General features: G+C 60.5%; 19 protein-coding genes and 1 pseudogene. 13 read left to right on the forward strand and 7 right to left on the reverse strand.

Going from position 1 to position 25,417, the window contains the following annotated elements:
* The 6 genes and pseudogenes from ACIP8I_RS03765 to ACIP8I_RS03790 all read left to right on the forward strand — a co-directional run.
* Window positions 1-338, forward strand: a pseudogene (locus ACIP8I_RS03765) (trigger factor); the annotation flags it as partial.
* A 92-nt stretch (window positions 339-430) separates the two neighbouring features.
* The gene (gene clpP, locus ACIP8I_RS03770; RefSeq protein WP_007951559.1) at window positions 431-1,066 is read left to right on the forward strand and encodes an ATP-dependent Clp endopeptidase proteolytic subunit ClpP; all 636 of its coding nucleotides are present in this window, start codon (window positions 431-433) and stop codon (window positions 1,064-1,066) included.
* Window positions 1,067-1,178: 112 nt separating this feature from the next.
* Window positions 1,179-2,462: an ATP-dependent Clp protease ATP-binding subunit ClpX gene (clpX, locus tag ACIP8I_RS03775; RefSeq protein WP_400758769.1), complete on the forward strand. Its 1,284-nt coding sequence runs from the start codon at window positions 1,179-1,181 to the stop codon at window positions 2,460-2,462.
* A gap of 163 nt (window positions 2,463-2,625) precedes the next feature.
* Window positions 2,626-5,022: an endopeptidase La gene (gene lon / locus ACIP8I_RS03780; RefSeq protein ID WP_027614583.1), complete on the forward strand. Its 2,397-nt coding sequence runs from the start codon at window positions 2,626-2,628 to the stop codon at window positions 5,020-5,022.
* 147 nt (window positions 5,023-5,169) lie between these two features.
* The gene (locus ACIP8I_RS03785) at window positions 5,170-5,442 is read left to right on the forward strand and encodes an HU family DNA-binding protein (protein ID WP_002552737.1); all 273 of its coding nucleotides are present in this window, start codon (window positions 5,170-5,172) and stop codon (window positions 5,440-5,442) included.
* A 236-nt stretch (window positions 5,443-5,678) separates the two neighbouring features.
* Window positions 5,679-7,550 (forward strand): SurA N-terminal domain-containing protein, encoded by a 1,872-nt coding sequence (locus ACIP8I_RS03790; protein WP_367084082.1) that lies wholly within the window; start codon window positions 5,679-5,681, stop codon window positions 7,548-7,550.
* Between the two features lie 623 nt (window positions 7,551-8,173).
* Here ACIP8I_RS03790 and ACIP8I_RS03795 read toward each other — a convergent pair.
* On the reverse strand, window positions 8,174-9,376 hold the full coding sequence (locus ACIP8I_RS03795; protein ID WP_400758772.1) for an MFS transporter: 1,203 nt from the start codon (window positions 9,374-9,376) through the stop codon (window positions 8,174-8,176).
* 120 nt (window positions 9,377-9,496) lie between these two features.
* Here ACIP8I_RS03795 and ACIP8I_RS03800 point away from each other — a divergent pair, with 120 nt between their 5' ends.
* Together ACIP8I_RS03800 and ACIP8I_RS03805 are read left to right on the forward strand one after the other, a co-directional pair.
* Window positions 9,497-10,396, forward strand: a complete 900-nt coding sequence (locus ACIP8I_RS03800) for a LysR family transcriptional regulator (protein WP_400758774.1) — start codon at window positions 9,497-9,499, stop codon at window positions 10,394-10,396.
* Between the two features lie 91 nt (window positions 10,397-10,487).
* A complete protein-coding gene (locus ACIP8I_RS03805; RefSeq protein ID WP_400758776.1) occupies window positions 10,488-11,375 on the forward strand; it encodes a DUF2242 domain-containing protein in 888 nt (295 codons plus the stop codon).
* 320 nt (window positions 11,376-11,695) lie between these two features.
* On the opposite strand, the gene ACIP8I_RS03810 is transcribed toward ACIP8I_RS03805, so the two are convergent.
* Window positions 11,696-12,736, reverse strand: coding sequence for an AraC family transcriptional regulator (locus ACIP8I_RS03810; protein WP_400758778.1), 1,041 nt, complete (start codon window positions 12,734-12,736; stop codon window positions 11,696-11,698).
* Window positions 12,737-12,739: 3 nt separating this feature from the next.
* Window positions 12,740-13,870 (reverse strand): nitrilase-related carbon-nitrogen hydrolase, encoded by a 1,131-nt coding sequence (locus ACIP8I_RS03815; RefSeq protein WP_400758780.1) that lies wholly within the window; start codon window positions 13,868-13,870, stop codon window positions 12,740-12,742.
* A gap of 206 nt (window positions 13,871-14,076) precedes the next feature.
* Between ACIP8I_RS03815 and ACIP8I_RS03820 the strand changes: the two genes are divergently transcribed.
* Together ACIP8I_RS03820 and ACIP8I_RS03825 are read left to right on the forward strand one after the other, a co-directional pair.
* Entirely contained in the window at window positions 14,077-16,116 is a 2,040-nt protein-coding gene (locus ACIP8I_RS03820; RefSeq protein WP_400758783.1) for an FAD-dependent oxidoreductase, read from the forward strand.
* A 226-nt stretch (window positions 16,117-16,342) separates the two neighbouring features.
* A complete protein-coding gene (locus tag ACIP8I_RS03825; RefSeq protein WP_400758785.1) occupies window positions 16,343-17,269 on the forward strand; it encodes a 1-aminocyclopropane-1-carboxylate deaminase/D-cysteine desulfhydrase in 927 nt (308 codons plus the stop codon).
* Between the two features lie 162 nt (window positions 17,270-17,431).
* On the opposite strand, the gene ACIP8I_RS03830 is transcribed toward ACIP8I_RS03825, so the two are convergent.
* From ACIP8I_RS03830 to ACIP8I_RS03840, 3 genes are all read right to left on the reverse strand, one after another.
* Window positions 17,432-17,980, reverse strand: coding sequence for a cytochrome b (locus ACIP8I_RS03830; RefSeq protein ID WP_400758788.1), 549 nt, complete (start codon window positions 17,978-17,980; stop codon window positions 17,432-17,434).
* A 194-nt stretch (window positions 17,981-18,174) separates the two neighbouring features.
* Window positions 18,175-19,002, reverse strand: coding sequence for a phosphonoacetaldehyde hydrolase (gene phnX, locus ACIP8I_RS03835; RefSeq protein ID WP_367084090.1), 828 nt, complete (start codon window positions 19,000-19,002; stop codon window positions 18,175-18,177).
* 154 nt (window positions 19,003-19,156) lie between these two features.
* On the reverse strand, window positions 19,157-20,266 hold the full coding sequence (locus ACIP8I_RS03840) for a 2-aminoethylphosphonate--pyruvate transaminase (RefSeq protein ID WP_400758791.1): 1,110 nt from the start codon (window positions 20,264-20,266) through the stop codon (window positions 19,157-19,159).
* A gap of 113 nt (window positions 20,267-20,379) precedes the next feature.
* Between ACIP8I_RS03840 and ACIP8I_RS03845 the strand changes: the two genes are divergently transcribed.
* Entirely contained in the window at window positions 20,380-21,240 is an 861-nt protein-coding gene (locus ACIP8I_RS03845) for a LysR substrate-binding domain-containing protein (RefSeq protein ID WP_400758793.1), read from the forward strand.
* A 120-nt stretch (window positions 21,241-21,360) separates the two neighbouring features.
* Here the strand turns inward: ACIP8I_RS03845 and ACIP8I_RS03850 are convergent, their stop codons facing one another.
* Window positions 21,361-22,233: a LysR family transcriptional regulator gene (locus ACIP8I_RS03850; RefSeq protein ID WP_400758795.1), complete on the reverse strand. Its 873-nt coding sequence runs from the start codon at window positions 22,231-22,233 to the stop codon at window positions 21,361-21,363.
* 269 nt (window positions 22,234-22,502) lie between these two features.
* Here ACIP8I_RS03850 and ACIP8I_RS03855 point away from each other — a divergent pair, with 269 nt between their 5' ends.
* The gene (locus tag ACIP8I_RS03855; protein ID WP_400758797.1) at window positions 22,503-23,828 is read left to right on the forward strand and encodes an MFS transporter; all 1,326 of its coding nucleotides are present in this window, start codon (window positions 22,503-22,505) and stop codon (window positions 23,826-23,828) included.
* A gap of 71 nt (window positions 23,829-23,899) precedes the next feature.
* Window positions 23,900-25,291 carry an FAD-dependent oxidoreductase gene (locus tag ACIP8I_RS03860; protein ID WP_400758800.1) on the forward strand — a complete coding sequence of 464 codons (1,392 nt, stop codon included), beginning with the start codon at window positions 23,900-23,902 and terminating at the stop codon, window positions 25,289-25,291.
* Window positions 25,292-25,417: the final 126 nt, after the last annotated feature.

The following is a 25,417-nucleotide window of genomic DNA, read 5'->3' on the forward strand; positions in this document are numbered from 1 at the left end:
TCATCATGCCTGTCGAAGTGCCGGCCGTGCTGTTCGAAGAGCAAGCCAAGCGCCGCGTTGTGCTGGGTCTGATCGTGGCTGAAGTGGTCAAGCAGTTCGACCTGAAGCCTGACGAAGCTCGCGTTCGTGAAATGATTCAGGAAATGGCTTCGGCTTACCAGGAACCTGAGCAGGTCGTGTCCTGGTACTACAAGAACGAGCAGCAACTGAACGAAGTTCGTTCGGTTGTGCTGGAAGAACAAGTTGTGGATACTGTTCTGCAGAAAGCTAGCGTGACCGACAAATCGGTCTCTTACGAAGAAGCGGTCAAGCCGGTAGAAGCTCCAAAAGCCGACTGATTGTTTTTGCGTTAAGAAGTACACACATAAGCCAGCCTTCGAGCTGGCTTATGCGTATTCAAGACATAACTATTTGGGAGTGACTGCAGAGCATGTTCCGTAATTCGTATATTCAGCAGAACTCTGATATCCAGGCCGCCGGCGGCCTGGTCCCGATGGTTGTCGAGCAATCTGCTCGTGGCGAGCGCGCCTATGACATCTACTCGCGCCTTCTGAAGGAGCGCGTAATCTTTCTGGTGGGTCCTGTAGAGGACTACATGGCCAACCTGATCTGTGCGCAATTGCTGTTCCTTGAAGCGGAAAACCCGGACAAGGACATCCATCTCTATATCAACTCCCCGGGCGGTTCGGTGACAGCGGGCATGTCGATCTACGACACCATGCAGTTCATCAAGCCAAACGTATCGACGACCTGCATTGGTCAGGCGTGCAGCATGGGTGCATTCCTGCTGACGGCCGGTGCTCCAGGCAAGCGTTTCTGCCTGCCGAACTCGCGTGTGATGATTCACCAGCCACTGGGCGGTTTCCAGGGCCAGGCTTCGGATATCGAAATCCATGCCAAGGAAATCCTGTTCATTCGCGAGCGTCTGAACACGCTGATGGCCAAGCACAGCGGTCGTACGCTTGAAGAAATCGAGCGCGACACCAACCGCGACAACTTCATGAGTGCAGAAGCTGCGAAGGAATACGGTCTGATCGACGAAGTCATCAACCAGCGTCCTGCGTAAAATAAGCAGCTCAAAATAAGGTGGGTCGGCAGGTCCGACCACCAGCGGGCTTGAAAAAGCCCGCAATAGCCTTCATCTTGTGTTGCAAGCCTATCGGATTTGGATCGAACGAATGACTGACACCCGCAACGGCGAGGACAACGGCAAGCTGCTCTATTGCTCCTTCTGTGGCAAAAGCCAGCATGAAGTGCGCAAATTGATTGCCGGCCCCACGGTCTTTATCTGCGACGACTGCGACGACCTGTGCAATGACATCATCCGCGAGGAGGTGCAGGAAGCACAGGCCGAAAGCAGCGCGCATAAATTGCCTTCGCCTAAAGAAATCAGCGGCATCCTTGACCAGTATGTAATCGGTCAGGAGCGTGCGAAAAAGGTTCTGGCCGTAGCGGTGTACAACCACTACAAGCGCCTGAATCAGCGTGACAAGAAGGCTGACGACGTCGAACTCGGCAAGAGCAACATCCTGCTGATCGGCCCGACAGGCTCCGGTAAAACCCTGCTGGCCGAAACACTGGCCCGCTTGCTGAACGTTCCGTTCACCATCGCCGACGCCACCACCCTCACCGAGGCTGGCTACGTAGGTGAAGATGTCGAGAACATCATTCAGAAACTGCTGCAAAAGTGCGATTACGACGTGGAAAAGGCCCAGATGGGCATTGTCTACATCGACGAAATCGACAAGATTTCCCGCAAGTCCGACAACCCGTCGATCACCCGCGATGTTTCCGGTGAAGGCGTGCAGCAGGCCTTGCTCAAGTTGATCGAAGGCACGGTCGCTTCCGTTCCGCCGCAAGGTGGCCGCAAGCATCCGCAGCAGGAATTCCTGCAGGTCGACACCCGTAACATCCTGTTCATCTGCGGTGGTGCGTTCTCCGGTCTGGAAAAGGTTATTCAAAACCGTTCCACCAAGGGCGGCATCGGTTTCAACGCAGAAGTGCGCAGCAAGGAAGAAGGCAAGAAAGTCGGTGAATCCCTGCGTGAAGTCGAGCCTGACGATTTGGTCAAGTTCGGTCTGATCCCGGAATTCGTCGGTCGTCTGCCGGTCCTGGCGACGCTGGACGAGCTCGACGAGGCTGCGCTGATGCAGATCCTTACCGAGCCGAAAAATGCTCTGACCAAACAGTATGCCAAGCTGTTCGAGATGGAAGGCGTGGATCTGGAATTCCGGACCGACGCACTGAAATCGGTCGCCAAGCGTGCCCTGGAACGTAAAACCGGTGCCCGTGGCCTGCGCTCGATTCTCGAAGGTGTGCTGCTCGACACGATGTACGAAATCCCCTCGCAGTCCGAGGTGAGCAAAGTCGTCATCGACGAAAGCGTGATCGAAGGCAAGTCCAAGCCACTGTATATCTACGAAAACAGTGAGCCGACGGCCAAGGCAGCGCCGGACGCGTAAGCGTCCACACTGCCGGAACAAAGAAGGGGCCTTCGGGCCTCTTTTTTTTTATGTCGTTTTTTACATCCGCTTTGCGCTTGTTTTTTTTCAAGGCAGCCCCCATCTTGGCTTCAAGCTTAATTCCATCTGATTACGGCCATATGGCCGCCGTAGAGGCGAAATCATGAAGACAACCATCGAATTGCCTCTCCTGCCATTGCGTGATGTCGTGGTTTATCCGCACATGGTTATCCCGCTGTTCGTGGGGCGCGAGAAATCCATCGAAGCCCTCGAGGCAGCGATGACGGGCGACAAGCAGATCCTGCTGCTGGCCCAGAGAAACCCGGCTGACGATGATCCCGGTGAAGAAGCTCTCTATCGCGTAGGTACGATTGCGACTGTGCTGCAGCTGCTGAAGCTGCCGGACGGCACCGTCAAGGTTCTGGTCGAAGGTGAGCAGCGTGGCGCTGTAGAGCGCTTCAGCGAAGTCGACGGGCATTGTCGCGCCGAGGTCTCGCTGATTGATGAAGTCGACGCCGCCGAGCGCGAATCCGAAGTGTTCGTGCGCAGCCTGCTGTCGCAGTTCGAACAATATGTGCAGCTGGGCAAAAAAGTCCCGGCTGAAGTCCTGTCGTCGCTCAACAGCATCGATGAGCCGGGTCGTCTGGTCGACACCATGGCCGCGCACATGGCGCTGAAGATCGAACAGAAGCAGGAAATCCTCGAAATCATCGATCTGTCGGCCCGGGTCGAGCACGTGCTCGCCTTGCTGGATGCCGAAATCGATCTGCTGCAAGTCGAAAAACGCATTCGCGGCCGCGTCAAAAAGCAAATGGAGCGCAGCCAGCGCGAGTACTACCTGAATGAGCAGATGAAGGCCATTCAGAAAGAGCTGGGCGACGGTGACGAAGGTCACAACGAAATCGAAGAGCTGAAAAAGCGCATCGATGCTGCCGGCCTGCCGAAAGATGCCCTGGCCAAAGCGACCGCCGAGCTGAACAAGCTCAAGCAAATGTCGCCGATGTCCGCTGAAGCCACCGTGGTGCGTTCCTACATCGACTGGCTGGTGCAGGTGCCGTGGAAGGCACAAAGCAAGGTACGTCTCGACCTGGCGCGTGCTGAAGACATTCTCGATGCCGATCACTACGGCCTCGAAGAGGTCAAGGAACGTATCCTTGAATACCTCGCCGTACAGAAGCGCGTGAAAAAGATTCGTGGCCCGGTGTTGTGCCTGGTCGGTCCTCCTGGCGTGGGTAAAACTTCGCTGGCGGAGTCGATTGCCCATGCGACCAACCGAAAATTCGTGCGTATGGCCCTCGGCGGCGTGCGTGATGAAGCGGAAATTCGTGGTCACCGTCGGACTTACATCGGTTCGATGCCAGGAAGATTGATTCAAAAGATGACAAAAGTGGGCGTACGCAACCCGCTGTTCCTGCTCGATGAAATCGACAAAATGGGCAGCGACATGCGTGGCGACCCGGCGTCGGCGTTGCTGGAAGTGCTCGATCCGGAGCAGAACCACAACTTCAACGATCACTATCTGGAAGTCGATTACGACCTGTCCGATGTGATGTTCCTGTGCACCTCGAACTCGATGAACATCCCGCCGGCACTGCTGGACCGGATGGAAGTCATTCGTCTGCCGGGCTACACCGAAGACGAAAAGATCAACATCGCCGTCAAGTACCTGTCGCCCAAGCAGATCGCCGCCAACGGTCTGAAGAAAGGCGAGCTGGAATTCGATGAAGAAGCGATCCGCGACATCATCCGTTACTACACCCGTGAAGCCGGTGTGCGTGGTCTTGAGCGTCAGATCGCCAAGGTCTGCCGCAAGGCTGTCAAAGAGCACGCGCTGGAAAAACGTTTCTCGGTGAAAGTGACAGCTGATCTGCTGGAGCACTTCCTCGGCGTGCGCAAATTCCGCTACGGTCTGGCAGAGCAACAGGATCAGATCGGTCAGGTGACTGGCCTGGCGTGGACGCAGGTGGGCGGTGAACTGCTGACCATCGAAGCGGCTGTGGTGCCGGGCAAAGGTCAGTTGATCAAGACCGGTTCGCTGGGCGATGTAATGGTCGAATCGATCACTGCCGCGCTGACGGTTGTCCGCAGCCGTGCCAAAAGCCTGGGCATTCCTCTGGACTTCCACGAGAAGCGCGATACCCACATTCACATGCCGGAAGGGGCGACCCCGAAGGACGGTCCTAGCGCGGGTGTGGGCATGTGCACGGCTCTGGTGTCGGCCTTGACCGGGATCCCGGTGCGCGCCGATGTCGCCATGACGGGTGAAATCACTCTGCGGGGCCAAGTGCTGGCAATTGGCGGTCTGAAGGAAAAACTGCTCGCGGCTCATCGCGGCGGAATCAAGATTGTGATTATTCCGGAAGAAAACGTGCGCGATCTGAAGGAGATTCCTGACAATATCAAGCAGGATCTGCAGATTAAACCGGTTAAATGGATTGACGAGGTCCTGCAAATTGCGCTGCAATACGCGCCGGAGCCCTTGCCGGATGTGGCTCCGGAGATAGTTTCCAAGGACGAAAAACGTGAGTCTGATTCAAAGGAAAGAATTAGCACGCATTAATACGTTTTTGCCTGGGGGGCTTCCTTGACAGCTTTTTAGAGCCCTTGTTATAAAGCGGCTCTTAAGTGTCTGTAGGCCATTCAGCACTGTTTTTGCTTTCACCAAAAAACTTAGAATCATCTCAAAATAGATATAAGGGGACTTAGAGTGAACAAGTCGGAACTGATTGATGCTATCGCTGCATCCGCTGATATCCCGAAAGCTGCTGCTGGCCGTGCGCTGGACGCTGTAATCGAATCCGTCACTGGCGCTCTCAAGGCTGGCGACTCCGTTGTTCTGGTAGGTTTCGGCACGTTCTCCGTGACTGATCGTCCAGCTCGTATCGGTCGTAACCCACAGACTGGCAAGACGCTGGAAATCGCTGCTGCTAAAAAGCCAGGTTTCAAAGCCGGTAAAGCACTGAAAGAAGCTGTCAACTAAGCAAGTTTGTTTCAGGTTTTTACCCATCCGGGTCGGGGTCATGCCTGACTTGGCAGCGGAGCGGTAGAGCAGGTCGCTGGAACAGCCGCCTGTAACGCCGGGATCGAGGGTTCGAGCCCTGTCCGCTCCGCCAGTTACGAGAAGGCGCATCCTCGGATGCGCCTTTCTTCTATCCGGATTCTACCCACGCTCCACGGTTGCCTAATTTTTGAAGTTCAACCGTTTCTGGGGGACGCATGCTGCAGAATATCAGGGACAATTCACAAGGCTGGATTGCCAAGACCATTATCGGGGTCATCGTTGCACTGATGGCCCTGACCGGTTTCGATGCCATTTTCAAGGCCACGACGCACACCAACGATGCGGCCAAGGTCAATGGTGAAGAAATCAGCCAGAACGAGCTGAGCCAGGCCGTTGACATGCAACGCCGTCAGCTGATGCAACAGCTGGGCAAGGACTTCGATGCTTCCTTGCTTGACGAAAAAATGCTCCGCGAATCGGCCCTCAAGGGTCTGATCGATCGCAAGCTGCTGCTGCAAGGCGCAGAACAATCGAAATTCGCTTTCTCCGAAGGTGCGCTGGATCAGGTGATCCTGCAGACCCCTGAATTCCAGGTGGACGGCAAGTTCAGTTCCGAGCGCTTCGACCAGGTGATCCGTCAACTGGGCTACACCCGTATGCAATTCCGCCAGATGCTGGCTCAGGAAATGCTGATCGGTCAGTTGCGCGCCGGTGTTGCCGGTAGCGGCTTCGTCACCGACGCCGAAGTGTTGGCATTCGCCCGTCTGGAAAAACAGACCCGCGACTTCGCTTCGCTGAACGTCAAGGCCGACCCGGCCGCGGTCAAGCTGACCGACGATGAGGTCAAGGCTTACTACGACGAGCACGCCAAGGAGTTCATGACCCCTGAGCAGGTGGTTGTCGATTACGTCGAGCTGAAGAAGTCCTCGTTCTTCGACCAGGTTGCGGTCAAGGATGAAGACCTGCAGGCGGCGTATCAGAAAGAGATCGCCAACCTGTCCGAACAGCGCCGTGCCGCGCATATCCTGATCGAAGTCAACGACAAGACCACCGATGCTCAGGCCAAGGCGAAGATCGAAGAAGTCCAGGCGCGTCTGGCCAAGGGCGAGAAATTCGAAGCGCTGGCCAAGGAGTTTTCGCAGGATCCGGGTTCGGCCAACAATGGCGGTGACCTCGGTTTCGCCGGTCCTGGCGTCTATGACCCGGCCTTCGAAAAAGCCCTGTACTCGTTGAACAAGGACCAGGTGTCCGAGCCGGTGCGTACCGATTTCGGCTATCACCTGATCAAGCTGCTGGGTGTTGAAGCACCGGAAGTTCCGACCCTGGCCAGCCTGAAAGACAAGCTGACCCGCGAGCTGAAGACTCAACAGGTCGAGCAGCGTTTTGTCGAGGCGACCAAGCAACTGGAAGATTCGGCGTTCGAAGCGTCTGACCTGGCCCAGCCTGCAGCAGATCTGAAACTGACTGTGCACACCTCCAAGCCATTCGGCCGTGAAGGTGGCGAAGGCATCGCCGCCAACCGCGCTGTGGTGACGGCTGCGTTCAGCCAGGAAGTGCTGGAAGAAAACGCCAACAGCACCGGCATCGAGCTGGATCCGGAAACCGTGGTGGTGCTGCGCGCCAAGGAGCATCTGAAGCCTGAGCAACTGCCGCTGGAAGCCGTCAACACGGCGATTCGTGCGCAGTTGACCAAAGAGCATGCCAGCGCTGCGGCCAAGACCAAGGCTGACCAGTTGATCGCCAGTCTGCGCGATGGCAAGACTCCGCTGGACAAGGCGGTTGATGGCCAGAACTGGAAGGTTGTGACCGCGGCGACCCGTGCTCAGGAAGGGGTTGACCCGACTGTGCTGCAGGCGTTGTTCCGCATGCCGAAACCGGCAGCCAAGGGCAAGCCGACGTTCAGCAGCGTGACCTTGCAGGACGGAAGTCTGATGATTGTGCGTCTGGACGGTGTGAATGAAGCGGTAGCGCCGACTGATGAGGAGAAGGCGCAATACCGTCGTTTCCTGGCTTCGCGTGAAGGCCAGCAGGATTTTGCGGCGTTCCGTAAACAGTTGGAGAGTCAGGCGGACATCAAGCGGTATTGATGGTTGACTGAGTGGTAACTGGAAAGCCCCGATCTTATGGTCGGGGCTTTTTTTATGGTTGGTTTTTTGCGCTTGGCGGCCTTCGGGCCGACCATGCTCTTGTGGATTGGGTGAATATCCGTTGCTTCGGGTGTGGCTTCTGGCGGTTTCGCTCTTACAGCGAGTCACCTTTTCCAGACGCCGAAAAGGTAACCCAAAAGGCTTGGCCCCGGCGTTCGGCCCTCGCCGTGGCTCGGGTTCCTTCGTTACGGGATTCATCCGGGGGCATCGCCTACGGTTTGCTTCGCTGCACCTCCTCTCGATGTGTTCGACTTCGTCGAACGGTCGCTGCGCTCCCACCCCCGGATAAACCCCTCCACTCAGCCTGCCGATGGGGCCGGCACGGCAAGATCAAGAGCTTTCGGCGAGCTGACACTCGGCCTGTGTAGGAGCTGCCGAAGGCTCGGGCCGCGTTCGGACGATCTTTTGATCTTGATCTTGATCTTGTGGGAGCTGGCTTGCCAGCGATGGCGGCCTGTCGGCCGCCCCATCTCTGACTGCCCACCCCTTCAAGTCTAAACATACAAGCGAGCCTGCTCGCGAAGACGGTCGATCAGTCAACCAATCCGCGACAGACAAACCCATCACCTCACCCCCGCAAACCCATGACCCCGCGCCCTGAGCGCCGTATATAAAGTCAGAACCAGCAACCCCACAACAATCCACGGAAAGGCCCCAACTCCCGGATTCCCCAGCAGCAAACCACCCGCCAAGCCGCCCCCGGCAATCCCGACATTCCACAGGGTCACCAGCATCGACTGCGCAGTATCGGCAGCTTCTGCGGCGGTTTTCGCTGAGGCGGTTTGCAGCAGCGAGGGCATTGCGCCGAACGCCAGGCCCCACACGGCGACAGCGGTATACACCACGGCCGGCGATTCTCGCCACAGGCCGAGGGCGACGGCCGCAAGCATGAACAGCAGGGTGCTGATCAGCACCAGCTCGCGCAGCCAGCGGTCGATCAGGCTGCCGACGATCCACAGGCTCAGCACCGAGGCCAGGCCGAACACCAGCAGCACTCGGTCGATATCGCCGCCAAGTCCAGACGGTTGCAGGAACGGGGCGATGTAGGTGTACAGCAGATTGTGGGCGACCACGTAGGACAGGGTCACGAACAGCACCGATCGCACCCCGGGCAGGGTAAAGACCTGACGCAGGGGCAGGCGCTTTCCTGCGTGTTCTCCGGCAAAGTCCGGTACTTGCCAGCGCACCCAGATCACCAGCAGCAGTGTCAGTGCGGTCATGACCGCGAAGCTCAGGCGCCAGCCCACCAGGGTGCCGAGTAACGTGCCGGCCGGGATGCCCAGCGACAGGGCGAGCGGTGCGCCGAGCATGGCGACGGTGATCGCGCGGCCTTGCAGGTGTGGCGCGACCATGCGGCTGGCGTAGCCTGCCAGCAACGCCCACAGCAGCCCGGCAAATATCCCGGCGAGCAAGCGTGCGATCAAGGTCAGCCAGTACCACTCCGACAGGGCGGTGATGCTGTTGGCGATGGCGAAGCCGCCGATGGCTGATAGCAGCAATGGCCGGCGACGCCAGCTGCGGGTGACGATGGTCAGCGGGATGGCGGCGAGCATCGAGCCAATCGCGTACAGCGTTACCAGTTGCCCGATCAGTGCCTGGGAGACATTCAGCCCTGCGCTCATTTGTGGCAGCAGGCCGGCGGGCATGGCTTCGGTCAGCACCGTGATGAAGCCAGCGGTGGCCAGGGCCAGCAAGGCGCCGAGGGGTAATCGGTGGTGGGTGTCGACTGGCTGGGTGAGGGCCGAGGTCAGTTGTGTATCGTTCATGAGTCAGCGTCCATGTGCCGAAGTGGGTGAAGGCCATAGGCTAGGGCGCTGCGCATTGGAGAAAAATGGTTTACGGTTCCGAACATATCGGACACGGATGTCGTAAGTCGGAGAGGTGAAATGGACAGTCTGGGCAGTATTTCGGTGTTTGTTCAGGTCGCCGAGACTCGCAGTTTTACCGAGGCGGGGCGGTTGCAGGGCGTTTCGTCATCGGCGGTGGGCAAAAGCATTGCCCGGCTGGAGGCGCGACTCGGCGTGCGGCTGTTTCATCGCACCACCCGCAGCATCACCCTGACCAGCGAGGGCGCGCTGTTCCTCGCACGCTGTCGCAAGATTCTTGCCGAGGTGGAAGCCGCCGAGTTCGAACTCTGCAATTCCGCCTCGCAGCCCCATGGCAAACTGCGCATCAGCCTGCCTCAAGTACATGGCCTGGTGATGCCGGTGATGAATGAGTTCATGGCGCTGTACCCGCAGATCGAACTGGATCTGGACCTGACCGATCGCATGGTCGACGTGGTGGAGGAGGGCTTCGATGCGGTGATTCGTACCGGTCAACCACGTGATTCACGGCTGATGGCGCGGCCCTTGGGCGAGTTTCACATGGTGCTGGTGGCGAGCCCGCTGTATCTGCAACAGCACGGCGTGCCGCAAATTCCCGCCGATCTGGCGGAGCACGCCTGCTTGCGGCACACCTTTCATGCCACTGGCAAGCTGGAGCCATGGCCATTGACTGGCGAGGAGGGCGCGCCGGAGCCGAGCTTGCCGACGCGGCTGGTTACCACTTCTATCGAAGCCGTCCATCATGCGGCGCTGGCAGGGATGGGTATCGCCTGCCTGCCGGATTTCATGACCCACGAGGACGTAGCGCACGGGCGCTTGCAGCGTGTGCTGGATGCGCATATGAAACACACCGGTCAGTTCTGGGTGTTGTGGCCCTCCAGCCGCCATGCCACCGCCAAATTGCGCGTCTTCATCGATCACTTGTCGCTGCGACTTTTTCCGGCAAACAATGGTCAATAGGGTTGTAACGGCTTTAAGACACAATCCACGCGCCGCAGGGCCAAGTTCTGTTGCACAATACGCCCCGGACTGTTTTCCCTCAGGATGTTCAATGTTGATTTCAACTCCCATGCGTGTCGTTGGGTTGGCGCTGTTGTTGACCGCTGTTGCTGGCTGTTCGAAGGACAAGCCGATCTATGAGCATGAGAACTTCGATGATTCCGGCACGTTCTCGCGCAATTATCCGGTGGCTGACACCGCGAGTTGCGAGGCGGCCCGTCGTGCGTTGCTCAGCCAGGGCTACATCATCACCAGCAGTGACCCGAAACTCATCAGTGGCCACAAAAGCTTCCAGCAAACCGGTGAAACCCACATGGAGATCAGCTTCAATGTGGTGTGTACCGAAGACGGCAGCTCCAAGCACCATGCCACGGTGTTCGCCAACGCCTTGCAGGATCGCTATGCGCTGAAGAAGACCAACAACTCCGCCAGCCTCGGGGTCGGCGTATTGGGTTCGGTGTCGATGCCGATCGGCTCTTCCGACGATTCGATGGTCAAGGTGGCCAGTGAGACCGTGACCTCGCAGAAGTTCTACGAGCGTTTCTTCACCCTGGTTGAACTGTTTCTGCCAGCCGATGCGAAGAAAGCTGCGCACATCGAAGAAAAACCCAAGACCGATCTCGGGGTGCCGGAGCCGAAGCCTGCCGCTGTAGCGCCGGCAACTCCTGCGCCGGCGGTAGAGGCAACGCCTGCGCCGCCGCCAGCCGGGATTGTCGAGCCAGCCCAGACCACGACGCCGGCAGCCCCGGCAGCGACCCCGGCGCCGGCCCCGGTTGCACCGACGCCAACGGGCTCCGAACCCGTGGTGCCGCCTGCGGAGTCTGCGCCGATCACCCCGGCACCGAGTGCTGAACCAGCACCGGCCAGCGAAACGATCACGCCGCCGGCCAACCCGAGCAATATCCCGCCACCGTCCGAGCCGATTCCGGCAATGCAGTAAGCCCGGTGCGAAACCCTGTGGGAGCAAATCTGCTCCCACAGTTGTTTCTGCGGCGCGTGAAAGCTCGTTACATTCCCCTGACAAAAATCCCGCGATAAATTCCTGACCAACTGCTACGTTTTATTCATGAAGGCGGGATGTCACTTTTCCTTCATACGGGCACGCTAGGCTCGAGGCACTGGTCATTTGACCGGGCTATTTTTCAAGCGGGCAGCAGGGGGATCACACGATGGATGACTATCAAGAAGAACTGCTCGAATACCAGGCGTATGAACTGGATCAGCCGGAGCCGGCCGAAGACGCCACCGAGCTTTAAGGCGTCAGGCGGTTTTGCGGTGACTGCGGCGAAACTCGCCGGGGGTCTGTCCGCTCCAGCGCTTGAAGGCGCGTTGAAACGCTTCGGCTGAAGCAAAGCCCAGCAGGTAGGCGATCTCGCCGAACGCCAGTTCGGTGTCGCGGATGTAGGTCATTGCCAGATCACGGCGGGTGTCGTTGAGGATCGCGCGAAACTGCGTGCCTTCTTCCGCTAGTTTGCGGCGCAAGGTCCAGGTCGGCAGCTTCAGGCGCGCCGCCACTTCTTCCAGGTCGGGTTCCCGGCCACCGTTGAGCAACGGCCCCAACAGCTGAGTGATGCGTTCACGCAGGCTGCGGGTGCGGGTCAATTGCTCCAGTTCTCTTTCACACAAATGCAGCAGATGCCGCCAAGTACTCGGGCAGTGCTCGGGATTACGCTGTGCGAGGCTGTTCAGGTTCAGGCGCAATTGATTGCGTTCGGCGCCGAACTGTATCGGGCAGTCGCCCAGCACGCTGTAGGCGTCGCGATAGTCCGGCTCATCGAACTCGATTTCGATGCGCTCGGCGCGCAGGGGCTCGCGACCGACGCTGGACAGCTGATGCAGCCAGCCGGCGATGATCGAGTCCACCACAAAGCGGTTATAGGCGTTGTACGGGCTGATCGAATAAAAGCGCAGCCACGCGCCATGGGCATCTTCGTGAAAGCTCGACTGCCCGCGATAGTTGGAGCCGTACAGCGGCTCGAAGCGAATCAGGCAACGGGCGGCCTCACGCACGGTCGGCGCTTGTGCGGCGGTGACCCCGGCGAGCCCGGCCTGACTCAAGCGGCTGAGCTGGCCCATGCGCAGGCCCAGCGCCGCATCGCCGGTCAACTGAATCGCGCTGTGCCCCAGACGCATGTAACGCGGGATCGACAGCCGCGCGCCGGCCTCGGCCAGTCGCGCGGCATCCAGGCCGTATTGTTCGAGCAGCGGTTGCGGATCGGCACCATGGCTGCGCACGGCATCAGCGAGGCTGTGCACGAAACCTACCGACAGATCCCCCAGACGCATCGGCAGCGGCTTCATGGCTTACAACCAGATGTTCAGCAAACGCGCGCCACGGGCTTCGCCATCGGCGAATTGCTGGCCGTTGTTGCTGAGGAAGCTTTGCCCTGAACCGGGCTTGTCCCAGAACTGGCCGCGCAGGAATACGCTCATGCCGGCGATCGCACGACTGCTCGGCGGTTGCGCGGTCAGTGTCAGGCGATGCCAGGCCTGACCTTCACTGATTTCCCCAGGCTTGAGGCTGACCGACCCCGGTGTACTCGAACCCTTGTAACCTGCCCACGGCTGATTCCAGGTGTCGTGACCGACGACGAAGGCGGGCACCGCCACCAGTTGCGCGCCTTGCTCGTCGAGTCGGCGATAGTTGTCCGGGTACCAGCTGTCGCTGCCGATCAGCACACCCAGACGCCCGGCCGGGGTCTCGACCACGTTGATCGCGTGCTCGTCTTCGCTTCCGATCACGTCACGTTGTTCGAAGATCGGGTGCATCTGCCGCTGGGGCTGGCCCAGCGGCACGCCATCACGGCCGAACACCACGCTGCTGTTGAACAGCGCACCGCTGCCGGGCTTGAGCTGTCCATCACGAATACTCGGTTCGGGCAGGACGATGGAGCCGGCCACCAGGGTCACGTGGAATTCCTTGGCCAGGCCACCGAACAGCGCCTGGTAATCCTTGGCCATGGCGTTGGACTTCATGCGCAGGTGCGCGTCGTCGAGGCGATTTTCGCCCTTGGCAGTGAGCCAGGCGCGGGCGAACAGCAACGGATTGCTCGCCGCCAGCCAGTTCATCGCTTCGACCAGGGTCGGCGCCTGGTACAGCTCGTCTTTCTCGCCGCTGATCATCAGCCAGGTACCGACATGCTCGGGCAGCACCACCACGGTTTTTTCATTGAGCAGCCCCTGATCCTGGGCCTGCTGCAGATAGGCCGCGAGTTTGCGGTGCAGGCGCTCGGGGCTCTGGTAGTCGGTAGGGAACAGTTCTGGCTGGATGCCCAGCAGATTGCCACGGTCGGCGGGTGTGCCCTGATCGACCGCCAGTTTGATGCGCAGGTCCGACAGGTAATGCCCCGCCGGCCGGTCCGCCGCCCACATGGCGTAGGTGGTCAAGGCGGCAACGATGGCCATGGAGAAAAACAGATACAGAAGTTTGCGCATGAAAACCAACAACAGCCGGGTACAGGGTGTGGCGACTAGGGTAGGGCGCATGCCGGCGCTTGCCAAGGGGCGCTGCGCATTTGGATCAATAAGTTGTCAGTTTCGGTCATTGAGTGACAGCAGTGCGACTCTTAGTCTGTCGAACATGACTGACGGGGGACGCAGAGCTCCCGCAATTTCCGTGATCGCTCGCTGTGGAGTTACCGATGACCGCCGCTCATTACCCGCACCTGTTGGCCCCGCTGGACCTGGGATTCACCACGCTGCGCAACCGCACCCTGATGGGCTCGATGCACACTGGCCTTGAAGAGAAACCGGGCGGCTTTGAACGCATGGCGGCGTACTTCGCCGAGCGTGCCCGTGGCGGTGTCGGCCTGATGGTCACCGGCGGTATCGGCCCGAACGACGAGGGCGGCGTGTACTCCGGCGCAGCCAAGCTGACCACCGAGGAAGAAGCGCTCAAGCACCGCATCGTCACACGCGCAGTGCACGAGGCTGGCGGCAAGATCTGCATGCAGATCCTCCACGCCGGGCGTTATGCCTACAGCCCGAAACAAGTCGCGCCGAGTGCGATTCAGGCGCCGATCAACCCGTTCAAGCCCAAGGAGCTGGACGAGGAAGGCATCGAGAAGCAGATCAGCGACTTCGTCACCTGCTCGGTACTGGCGCAGACCGCCGAGTACGATGGCGTGGAGATCATGGGTTCGGAAGGCTATTTCATTAACCAGTTCCTCGCCGCGCACACCAACCACCGCACCGACCGCTGGGGTGGCAGTTACGAAAACCGTATGCGCCTGCCGGTGGAAATCGTCCGCCGCGTACGCGAAGCGGTCGGCCCGAACTTCATCATCATTTTCCGTTTGTCGATGCTCGATCTGGTCGAGGGCGGCAGCAGTTGGGAAGAGATCGTGACCCTGGCCAAAGCCATCGAGCAGGCCGGCGCGACCATTATCAACACCGGTATCGGCTGGCACGAAGCGCGGATTCCGACCATCGCCACCAAGGTGCCGCGCGCGGCGTTCAGCAAGGTCACCGCCAAGCTGCGTGGTTCGGTGAACATTCCGCTGATCACCACCAACCGCATCAACACCCCGGAAATCGCCGAGCAGATCCTTGCCGAAGGCGATGCCGACATGGTCTCGATGGCGCGGCCGTTCCTCGCCGACCCGGATTTCGTCAACAAGGCCGCTGAAGGCCGTGCCGACGAAATCAACACCTGCATCGGTTGCAACCAGGCGTGCCTCGATCACACCTTCGGCGGCAAGCTCACCAGTTGCCTGGTCAACCCGCGTGCCTGCCATGAAACCGAGCTCAACTATTTGCCGGTGCAGCAGATCAAGAAAATCGCTGTGGTCGGTGCCGGTCCTGCCGGTCTGTCCGCCGCGACCGTGGCCGCCGAGCGCGGTCATCAGGTGACGTTGTTCGATTCGGCCAGCGAGATTGGTGGCCAGTTCAACATCGCCAAGCGTGTGCCGGGCAAGGAAGAATTCTTCGAAACCCTGCGCTACTTCAAGCGCAAGCTGCAGACCACGAGTGTCGAGGTGTGCCTGAACACTCGTGTCGATGTGGCGAAACTGGTCGAGGGCGGCTACGACGAAATCATCCTCGCCACCGGCATCGCGCCGCGAGTGCCGGCGATTCCGGGCGTAGACAACGCCAAAGTGCTGAGCTACCTGGACGTGATCCTCGAGCGCAAGCCGGTGGGCAAGCGCGTTGCCGTGATCGGCGCCGGCGGTATCGGTTTCGACGTTTCCGAGTTCCTCGTGCACCAAGGCGTGGCCACCAGTCTCGATCGCACCGCGTTCTGGAAAGAGTGGGGCATCGACACGAATCTGGAAGCCCGTGGGGGCGTGGCCGGGATCAAAGCCGCGCCGCACGCACCGGCTCGCGAAGTGTTCCTGTTGCAGCGCAAGAAAACCAAGGTCGGCGATGGTCTGGGCAAGACCACTGGCTGGATTCACCGCACCGGTCTGAAGAACAAGCAGGTGCAGATGCTCAACAGCGTCGAATACCTGAAAATCGACGATGAAGGCCTGCACATCCGCATCGGCGAGACCGGCGAGCCGCAAGTGCTGGCGGTGGACAACATCGTGATCTGCGCCGGACAGGATCCACTGCGCGAGCTGCAGGAAGGTCTGGTGGCAGCGGGACAGAACGTGCACCTGATCGGCGGCGCCGATGTGGCGGCGGAGCTGGATGCCAAGCGCGCGATCAACCAGGGCTCGCGTCTCGCCGCTGAACTTTAAGCTACGCCGCTTAACCTGTGGGAGCGAGCTTGCTCGCGAAAGCGTGGTGTCAGTCGACATATGTATTGGCTGACACTCCGCTTTCGCGAGCAAGCTCGCTCCCACAGTGTTTGTGTTGTTCACTGATTCGGTGAGCACCATCGAGCCAATGCAGGAGTGAGCCGGCTCGCGATGGCGTCCTGTGAGCGACTAGAATGCCGGCTCTGCCTCGAATGATCAGTCGCCCATGCTTCTTCCTCCCGCCAACTGGCTACCCCAAGCCCCCCTCGAATTGCTTCAACTCGACTGGCTCACCAACGCCGGAATCGAGGTCGCGATCCTGCGTCTGGACCGGATCGACCCGCTGATCAGCGGCAACAAATGGTTCAAGCTCGTCGAGCATCTCAAGGCCGCCGACCGTGCCGGCGCGCAGGGCATCATCAGCCTGGGTGGCGCGCATTCCAATCATCTGCATGCGCTGGCTGCGGCTGGCAAGCGTCTGGGTTTCGAAACCGTTGGGCTGTTGCGTGGCCATCCACAGCAGACGCCCACGGTTGAGGACCTGCAGGCGTTCGGCATGCAACTGCACTGGCTCGGTTACGGCGGCTATCGGGCGCGGCATGAGCCCGGGTTCTGGGAGCCTTGGCAGGCGCAGTTCCCGAATCTGCACGCAGTGCCAGAGGGTGGCGGCGGATTGGCCGGTGCGCTGGGCTGCAAGGTGCTAAAGCAACAGGTGAGTTCGCAACTGAGCACGCTGGGCTGGAGCGATTACCACGGCTGGTGGCTGGCGTGCGGCACCGGGACGACCCTGGCAGGGTTGGTGCTCGCCGAGGCGGGTGCGCATCCGGTGTACGGCGCTCTGGCGGTGCCGGAGGATCATGGCGTGGCGCCGCAGGTGGCGGCGATTATGCAGGAGGCCGGTGTCGCTGCTGCCGGCTACGAGCGGCTCGACGCCAGCCGCGGTGGCTTCGCCAAGGTTGATGAGCAGTTGCTTGAATTCATCGAGATTACTGAACGCGGGAGCGGCATACCGCTGGAGCCGTTGTATACCGGCAAGGCGTTGTTGGCGCTCAAGGAGCGGATCGAAGCGGGCGGATTCGAGTCAGACACCCGGCTGATCTTTGTGCACACGGGCGGTTTGCAGGGGCGGCGAGGATTCATCTCCTGCAGTTGAGCTTCTGTGGCGAGGGAGCTTGCTCCCGCTCGGCGGCGCAGCCGTCGTCAATTCAGCGAATACAGTTTCGCCTGACAGACCACATTTTCTGCATTCAGGACTGCTGCGCAGCCCAGCGGGAGCAAGCTCCCTCGCCACAGGGGAATTGCACCGAGGCGATGTTCAACCGCGCTTGGGCATCATCCGCAACAAGGTGTTATCGCCCACCACATAATGGTGATACAGCCCCGCCAGCGCATGCAGGCCGATCAGCCAGTAGCCGATGTTGCCGATCAACACGTGCCAATGCTCCACCTGCTTGGCCAATGCCTTGTCTTCATGCACCAGTAGCGGCAGATCGAAGCCGTAGAACATCACCTGATGCCCTTCGGCGCTGGTGATCAGCCAGCCAAGGATCGGCATGCTGATCATGAACAGGTACAACAGCCAGTGCATCACCCGCGCCAGCAGGGTTTGCCATTGCGGCGAGGCCGGGAAGATTTTCGGTGCCGGGCCGATGCTGCGCGCTACCAGGCGAAACCACACCAGCACGAACACGGTCAGGCCGAGCATGTAATGCACTTCACGGATCAGCGTGCGGCCGCCACTGCCCTTTGGAAAGATCCCCCGAAGCTCCATGCTGGCGTACACCAGGATCAACAGAAGCAGCATCAGCCAGTGCAACAGCACGGACACGGTGCTGTAGCGGGATTCGGAACTTGTCCACGGCATACGGTATTTCCTCACAGATCAGGGTCGCCACGTGCCGTTCTTGCGCGACGGCATGCTTTAACTGTAATCCGCTTTGGCGGATTTGCCTGAGGCTGATCGGAGTTTCACTGCGCTGAGTCAGGGCTTTAGCCAAAAAAAAACGCCAGTGTCGCGAAGACCCTGGCGTTTTCTATTGTTTTGACGAAAGGGCGCGATCAGCTCGATTGCGGCATCTCACCGTTGGCCAGACGCTTGTTGATGTCGGCAATCACTTCCGGCAGATCGCTGATGGTGTCGATCATGTAGTGCGGGCGCGAGTCGGCGAACAGCGCATGGATGCGTTTGCGTTCGCTGGCCAGTTCATCGCTGCCCAGCGCCCGGTAGCCGGCGTAGTCCAGGCCCAGCGCGTTGCCCGAGCAGATCAGCGCCACGGTCCACATCCCGGCGCGACGGCCTTCGAGGATGCCCGGCACGGTGTCATCGATCTTCACGCAGGCGCCTACGTCGTCGATGCCCAACGCAATCACGTTGGCCAGTGCCTGAGCCGGCCATGGGCGACCGTTCGGCACTTCGTCGGTGGCGACCACGTGGTCGGCAACGTAGCCGTTAGTGGCAGCGAGGGCCACGACCTTGTCCATCACCTGTTTCGGGTAGCCGGAGCAGGAACCGATCTTGATCCCTTGCTGACGCAGGTTCGCGATGGTTTCCAATGCACCGGGAATCAGCGCCGAGTGTTCGGCGATCTTCTCGATCTGCAGCGGCATGAAGCGGTTGTAGATCGCGGTCACGTCGTCATCGGTCGGGGTGCGGCCGAAGGCTTTGCGATAACGCTCGGCGACTTGCGGCTGATCGCACAGCGTGCGGATGTGGTCCCACTTGCCCATGCCCATCGGGCCACGGGCTTCTTCGATGGACACCTGAACGTCGAATTCGGCGAAGGCTTCGACGAAAATCTGCGTCGGCGCGAACGAGCCGAAATCGACCACGGTGCCGGCCCAGTCGAGGATGGCGGCTTGCAGTTTGCTTGGGTTTACGTAGTTCATGGCAATAAGAATCCTGTGTTGGCAATGCAATTCAAAAGGTTTGGCGATCCTGTGGGAGCGGGCTTGCCCGCGATGGGGCCCTTTCAGTCGACATCTATGCTGATGGTCAGACCTCTATCGCGGGCAAGCCCGCTCTCACAGGTATCGTGGTGATTCAAATATCGAGCACTTCCATCTCGCGCAGCACCTCACCCACGGCCGCCACGGCCTGGCGCATCTGGTCCGGGCTGACGTGGCCGATGCAGCCGACGCGGAAGGTTTCGACCTGGGTCAGTTTGCCGGGGTAGAGGATGTAACCCTTGGCCTTGACCCGTTCGTAGAAGTCCTTGAACTGGTAGCGCGGATCTTTCGGGGCATGGAAGGTGGCGATGATCGGCGCCTGGATCGCTGCCGGCAGGAAGCTGCGCAGGCCGAGTTTGCTCATCTCTTCCATCAGCGCCTGACAGTTGGCGGCGTAACGCGCATGGCGCGCCGGCAGGCCACCTTCTTCGTTGTATTGCAGCAACGCTTCGTGCAGCGCGGCGACTACGTGGGTCGGCGGGGTGAAACGCCACTGACCGGTCTTTTGCATGTAGCTGTGCTGGTCGTACAGATCCATCGCCAGCGAATGCGAGTTGCCGGCCGCTGCTGCCAGCGATTCCTTGCGCGCGAAGACAAACCCCATCCCCGGCACGCCTTCCAGGCACTTGCCCGAGGCGGCGATCAGCGCATCGAACGGGACTTTTCGCGCATCCACCGGCAGTGCGCCGAACGAGCTCATGGCATCGATGATCAGGCGTTTGCCGTGTTGCGCAACGACCTCGGCGATTTCCGGCAAAGGGTTGAGGATGCCGGTGCTGGTTTCGCAATGAATCAGCGCGACGTGGCTGATGTCGCCATCGGCGCGCAGCAGGCGGTCGACGTCGGCAGCGGTGGTCGGTTCGTCTTCGGCGGTTTCGAAGGTGCTGAACGAGCGCCCGAGCACTTCGCAGATCTTCGCCAGACGCTTGCCGTAGGCGCCGTTGATCAGCACCAGCACCTTGCCGTCGCGCGGCACCAAAGTACCGATGGCCGCTTCGACGGCGAAGGTGCCGCTGCCCTGCAACGGTACGCAGTGGTGAGTGGCAGCGCCGTTGAGGATCGCCAGCAGTTGCTCGCAGAGCCTGGCGGTCAGTTGATTGAAGCGGTCATCCCATGACCCCCAGTCGACCATCATTGCCTGGCGGGTGCGGGCCGAGGTGGTCAACGGGCCGGGAGTGAGCAGGATGGGTGCGGCAGTACTCATTCGTGTGTCCTCGCGATAGCGCTGTGGGATGAAGCTACGGGGCATACGTTGCAATTCGGCGGTCTATCAATCAAATTGTTTGTTGTTATGCCAGCCATCAGCGAGGGTTATCCATGAATCTGTTCCAGCTACGCGCCTTCGATGCCGTGGCCCGGGAAGGCAGCTTCACCCGTGCCGCCGCGCGCCTGTTCATCAGCCAGCCGGCGGTCACCGGACACATCAAGGCGCTGGAGGAGCATTACCAGATCACCCTGTTACGGCGCACCGCGCGTCGGGTCGAACTGACCGAGGAGGGCACCAAACTGGCAGCTATCACCCGCGCCATGTTCGGTCTGGCCGAAGAAGCGCAGACCCTGCTCGAAGCCAACCGTCAGTTGCTCACCGGGCGCCTGGAAGTGGCGGCGGACGGCCCGCACATGGTCATGCCGATGCTCGCCAGCCTGCGTGCGCGCTATCCGGGGATCACGGTGAATTTGCGTCTGGGCAATGCGCAGGAAACCCTCGCCGCGCTGTTGTCCGAGCATGCCGACGTGGCGGTGCTGACCGAGGTCGAACCGCGCAAGGGCCTGCATTTGCAAGCGTTGAGCGAATCGCGGATCTGCGCGCTGGTACCGGCGGCGCATGCGTGGGCGCAGCGTACCGGCGAGGTGCGGCTCAAGGAGCTGGATCAGGTGATCATGGTGCTGCGCGAGCCGAGTTCGATTACCCGGCGCACCTTTGATCAGGCCTGCATGCAGGCGGCGGTGCATCCGCGAGTGTTGCTGGAGCTGGACAGCCGCGAGGCGGTGACCGAGGCGGTGGCAGCGGAATTGGGGGTGGGTGTGGTGTCGTCGGTAGAAGTCAGCCATGACCCGCGGGTGGTGGCGATTCCGATTGTCGGCGACGGGCTGGTCAATCGGCACATGATCGGCTGTATGGAGCGGCGGCGGGAGTTGCGCCTGATTCAGGCGTTCTTCGGCCTGGCGCCAGTCTGATACACCGTGGTGCCTTCATCGCTGGCAAGCCAGCTCCCACAGAATTTGTGTTGGCCCCCAAATTTGTGTGCGACGCCATACCTGTGGGAGCTGGCTTGCCAGCGATGAGGCCGTGACTGTCTAAGCAAGACTCTCGCGCACCATATCGAGAAACGTCGCCACCACCCGCCGCGAACTCTGTTCACGCAAGCACACCAGCGTCTCGGTCAACCGCCGGGTGCAATCGGTGATCGGCAGCGCGCACACCCGTGAATCCGCGCCAAACTCCGCTGCCGACACCACACCTACGCCAATCCCCACCACCACCGCTTCACGCGCCGCCTCCCGACCCTCGACCTGAATCGCCGGACGAATGCGAAAACCGGCGCGGGCCATTTCTTCTTCCAGGGTCTGGCGGGTCACCGAGCCGTGTTCGCGCAGCACCAGCGGCGTGTCATCGAGATCAGCCAGGCAGATCGACTCGCGCTCGGCCCACGGGTGATGGCGCGAGACGAACGCCACCATCGGGTCGTTGCGCAGCGGCACGCACAGCAGGCGTTCATCAGTGACATCCCGCCCGAGCAGCGCCAGATCGGCCTGATAGTTGAACAGGCGAAACAGCGATTCATCGGTGTTGCCGGTCTCGATCTTCACGTTGATCCCCGGGTAGCGCTCGCAGAACCGCGCGATCTGCGGCAGCACGTGCACCGGGGCGTCCACAGCGAGGATCAGGCTGCCGGTCTGCAACGCCTGGGATTCCTGCAGCAGTTCCTGAGCTTCAGCCTCGATCACAAACAGCCGCTGGGTGATCGCCAGCAGGCGCTCGCCCAGATCGGTCAGGCGCACCGAACGCTTGTTGCGATGAAACAGCAACACACCGAAGCGTTCTTCGAGTTTGCGCACCTGGTCGGAAATCGCCGGTTGCGTGAGAAAAAGCCGTTCGGCGGCTTTGGTGAAGCTTCCATGCACGGCCACGGCGTGGAAGGCTTTGAGTTGGGCGTGGGACACCGACATGCAGCCTCCGGTAACAAGCTGTGCTTATGTGTGAAATACGATAAATCGATTTTATTTATTAAACAGTAATTGCTTTGATCCGCTCACGCCATCACTGACTGTCCGCTCGGGCCGCAGGGTTGGCGATGAGCCTGTGCGTGCAACAACAGGACTCATCTGACCGCTATCGCCATAGGGATGGGGCGCTGGCGCAGTGCTCAACAATAAAAAACACAGGCGTTTACTTAACGATTCTGCCGGCACACTCACACCCTGAGGTCAGAACCACAATGAACAAGCACATCGGCACCATTGCGCGTTGGCGCATGCAGATTTTCGCTGTCACCTGGCTCGCGTACGCCGCTTTCTATTTCACCCGCAAAGCGTTTTCGGTGGCCAAACTGGGCATCGCCGAAGACCCGACCTTCATGCTCGACAAGATGGCCATGGCCAACCTCGATGCGATCTATCTGGCGGCCTACGCCATCGGCCAATTCACCTGGGGCATGCTCGCCGACCGCTTTGGTCCTAGGGTCGTGGTGCTCGGCGGCTTGTTGATTTCCGCTGGCGCTGCGTTGGTGATGGGCAGTTTCGCCACGCTGCCGATCTTCGCCACCTGCATGCTGATCCAAGGGCTGGCGCAATCCACCGGCTGGTCGGGATTGTGCAAAAACCTCGGCAGTTTCTTCCCCGCCGAACAGCGTGGGCGCGTGCTCGGTTTGTGGAGTTCCTGCTATGCGTTTGGCGGTCTGGTGGCCTCGCCGTTCGCCGGCTGGTGGGCGTATACGCTGATGGGCACCTGGCACGCGGCGTTCATTTCCAGCGCGGTGGTGGTTGCGGTGGTGGCGCTGTTGTTCTTCATCTTTCAGCGCAACAAACCGGAAGACGTCGGTTTGCCAGCGGTTGAACCGGAGCCGGAACTCAGTGCCGCAGAAACCGAAGCCAACAGCAAGCTCAGCGTCTGGGAGCCGTTGAAGGAAATCCTGCGCAACCGCACGGTGCTGGTGCTGGGCCTGGCGTATTTCATGTTGAAACCGGCGCGTTACGCGATTCTGTTGTGGGGCCCGGTGATCGTCTTCGAGCAGATGCCAAGTGTCGGCAAGGTCGGCGCGGCGATCATTCCCACCTCGTTCGAACTGGCCGGTCTGCTCGGGCCGATCATGATCGGCCTGGCCTCGGACAAACTGTTCGGCGCCCGGCGCATGCCGGCCTGCGTCCTCAGCCTGCTGGCGCTGACCGTGACTCTGGCATTGTTCATGGGCGCGTTGCACACCGGCAGCGTGATGCTGGTGGTGGCGCTGCTGTTTGTCATGGGCCTGACCCTGTACGGGCCGGACTCGATGATCAGCGGCGCGGCCGCCATCGACTTCGGCAAGGCCAAGGCCGGCGCCACGGCGGCCGGCTTCGTCAACGGCTGCGGCTCGGTCGGCGCAGTGCTCGGCGGATTGCTGCCGGGTTACTTCGATTCGGTGACGGTGTTCATCGTCTTCGCCGGCTGCGCATTGTTCTCGGCGCTGGTACTGATTCCGCATTGGAACAGCCGCCCGACCGGAGTGATGGAGCCGCGTGCGTCCATTCCCAATTGCCCGCTGACCATCAAACCCCTGCGTAACTGAAAACCCTTGCCTCGCGGCCTGCTGCGGCGTTCGCGGCAGGCTGTGTCGTGGCCATCTGACTGGAGAATCCCATGCGACCGTTTTGGCTAGAGCAAGCCTTGCAGGCCGACCCATCCCCGACTTGCCCGCCGCTGCAAGGCGAAATGCGCACCGACGTGTGCATCGTCGGTGGTGGCTACACCGGATTGTGGACAGCGATCATGCTCAAGCAGCAGAACTCGGAACTCGACGTGTTGCTGATCGAAGCCGATATCTGCGGTGCCGGTGCCAGTGGGCGCAATGGTGGTTGCGCGTTGTCGTGGTCGGCCAAGTATTTCACTCTTGAGCGGCTGTTCGGTGTCGAGGAGGCGGTGCGTCTGGTCAAGGAGTCCGAGCGCAGCATCCACGCCATCGGCGAGTTCTGCGAGCAGTACGACGTCGATGCCGATTACCGCCTCGACGGCACACTGTACACCGCCACCAACCAGGCGCAGGTCGGTTCGACCGACGCGGTGATCGCGGCGCTGGAGCGCAATGGCATCAACTCCTTTACCCAACGCCCGGTGGCCGATGTGCAGCGCATGGCGGGTTCCAGCAAGCATCTGGAGGGCTGGTTTTCGCCGGCGGCGGCCAGTGTGCAACCGGGCAAACTGGTGCGCGGCTTGCGTCGGGTGGCGTTGCAACTGGGCGTGAAGATCCACGAAAACACGGCGATGACCGGCCTGGAGGAGGGCCGTCCGGCGCGCATTCACACGGCCAATGGCTGCGTGATCGCCGATCATGTGGTGTTGGCGATGAACGCATGGATGGCCCGGGCGTTTCCGCAGTTCGAACGCAGCGTGGCGATTGTCTCCAGCGACATGCTGATCACCGAGCCGCGCCCGGATCTGCTGCAGCAAATCGGCTTGACCAGCGGCGTCACGGTGCTCGATTCGCGGATTTTCGTGCACTACTACCACAACACGCCGGACGGGCGGATCATGCTTGGCAAGGGTGGCAATACGTTCGCGTTTGGTGGGCGGATGTTGCCGGTGTTCGATCAGCCATCGCCTTATGCGGATGTGCTCAAGCGCAGCCTTGGGGAGTTTTTTCCGGCGTTTGCCGGGGTCAAGGTGGATGCGACCTGGAATGGACCGTCGGATCGTTCGGTGACCGGGTTGCCGTTTTTTGGGCAGATGAGTGCCAGTGGCAATGTGTTTTATGGTTTTGGTTATTCCGGCAGTGGCGTCGGGCCGTGTCACATGGGCGGGCAGATTCTTGCCTCGTTGGTGCAGGGGCTTGATAACCCTTGGACACGTTCGCCGTTGGTGAACGGGCCGCTGGGGTATTTTCCGCCGGAGCCGATTCGGTATCTGGGGTCGTTGATGGTGCGTAATGCGATTCGCCGCAAGGAGCGGGCTGAGGATCATGGGCGGCGGCCGCGGCATCTGGATGTGCGGTTGGCGAAGTTTGCGGCGGCGGCGGGGAAGGCTGACAAGGGGTGAATGGGGGCTTTGATTTATGGGGGCATATCCGTTGCTGCGGTAACGGCTGCTTAGGGTTCCGCCCTTACGGCGGGTCACTTTTCCAGACGCCGAAAAGTAACCAAAAGGCTGGGCCCCGGCGTACGG

It is taken from the genome of Pseudomonas sp. NPDC088414 (assembly GCF_044753325.1).
In the GTDB taxonomy this organism is placed as follows: Bacteria; Pseudomonadota; Gammaproteobacteria; order Pseudomonadales; family Pseudomonadaceae; genus Aquipseudomonas.

Excerpts from the sequence above, each read along its gene's own strand:
- clpP (WP_007951559.1), top strand. The coding sequence starts at position 431 with ATGTTCCGTAATTCGTATATTCAGCAGAACTCTGATATCCAGGCCGCC.
- clpX (WP_400758769.1), top strand. The coding sequence starts at position 1,179 with ATGACTGACACCCGCAACGGCGAGGACAACGGCAAGCTGCTCTATTGC.
- lon (WP_027614583.1), top strand. The coding sequence starts at position 2,626 with ATGAAGACAACCATCGAATTGCCTCTCCTGCCATTGCGTGATGTCGTG.
- ACIP8I_RS03790 (WP_367084082.1), top strand. The coding sequence starts at position 5,679 with ATGCTGCAGAATATCAGGGACAATTCACAAGGCTGGATTGCCAAGACC.
- ACIP8I_RS03795 (WP_400758772.1), bottom strand. The coding sequence starts at position 9,376 with ATGAACGATACACAACTGACCTCGGCCCTCACCCAGCCAGTCGACACC.
- ACIP8I_RS03800 (WP_400758774.1), top strand. The coding sequence starts at position 9,497 with ATGGACAGTCTGGGCAGTATTTCGGTGTTTGTTCAGGTCGCCGAGACT.
- ACIP8I_RS03805 (WP_400758776.1), top strand. The coding sequence starts at position 10,488 with ATGTTGATTTCAACTCCCATGCGTGTCGTTGGGTTGGCGCTGTTGTTG.
- ACIP8I_RS03810 (WP_400758778.1), bottom strand. The coding sequence starts at position 12,736 with ATGAAGCCGCTGCCGATGCGTCTGGGGGATCTGTCGGTAGGTTTCGTG.
- ACIP8I_RS03815 (WP_400758780.1), bottom strand. The coding sequence starts at position 13,870 with ATGCGCAAACTTCTGTATCTGTTTTTCTCCATGGCCATCGTTGCCGCC.
- ACIP8I_RS03820 (WP_400758783.1), top strand. The coding sequence starts at position 14,077 with ATGACCGCCGCTCATTACCCGCACCTGTTGGCCCCGCTGGACCTGGGA.
- ACIP8I_RS03825 (WP_400758785.1), top strand. The coding sequence starts at position 16,343 with ATGCTTCTTCCTCCCGCCAACTGGCTACCCCAAGCCCCCCTCGAATTG.
- ACIP8I_RS03830 (WP_400758788.1), bottom strand. The coding sequence starts at position 17,980 with ATGCCGTGGACAAGTTCCGAATCCCGCTACAGCACCGTGTCCGTGCTG.
- phnX (WP_367084090.1), bottom strand. The coding sequence starts at position 19,002 with ATGAACTACGTAAACCCAAGCAAACTGCAAGCCGCCATCCTCGACTGG.
- ACIP8I_RS03840 (WP_400758791.1), bottom strand. The coding sequence starts at position 20,266 with ATGAGTACTGCCGCACCCATCCTGCTCACTCCCGGCCCGTTGACCACC.
- ACIP8I_RS03845 (WP_400758793.1), top strand. The coding sequence starts at position 20,380 with ATGAATCTGTTCCAGCTACGCGCCTTCGATGCCGTGGCCCGGGAAGGC.
- ACIP8I_RS03850 (WP_400758795.1), bottom strand. The coding sequence starts at position 22,233 with ATGTCGGTGTCCCACGCCCAACTCAAAGCCTTCCACGCCGTGGCCGTG.
- ACIP8I_RS03855 (WP_400758797.1), top strand. The coding sequence starts at position 22,503 with ATGAACAAGCACATCGGCACCATTGCGCGTTGGCGCATGCAGATTTTC.
- ACIP8I_RS03860 (WP_400758800.1), top strand. The coding sequence starts at position 23,900 with ATGCGACCGTTTTGGCTAGAGCAAGCCTTGCAGGCCGACCCATCCCCG.